Raw genomic sequence first — 268 nt, forward strand, 5'->3', positions numbered from 1 at the left:
AAGTCCGCACCCTTGAAGTCTGTAGTAAGGGATAGCAGTTTGTTGTAAATGGGGGTTATGTCCTCCGTCTGCAGGTCAAGCTGCTTATCTACCCTCTCGATGAACTTCTTGTCATTCTTGATTACGGCACGTAGTATGGTGATGATGCCACGTTTCTGCTTGAACATATCGTCCCAAGCTGGAGCGTTCTTCTGTGCTTTCTTGCGCTTCTCCTCCTCCTTTGTGTGTACATAGAAAGTGAAATGTGCGTTGTCTCCTTTGCCATCTT

Annotated in this window: 1 protein-coding gene; it reads right to left on the bottom strand. The window is 46.6% G+C overall.

Annotated elements, in window-relative coordinates:
• On the bottom strand, positions 1-268 hold a 268-nt coding region (locus HLV61_RS23120), incomplete at both ends, for a hypothetical protein (RefSeq protein WP_369259757.1).

Source organism: Geodermatophilus amargosae (assembly GCF_041028265.1).
Taxonomy (GTDB): domain Bacteria; phylum Actinomycetota; class Actinomycetes; order Mycobacteriales; family Geodermatophilaceae; genus Geodermatophilus; species Geodermatophilus amargosae_A.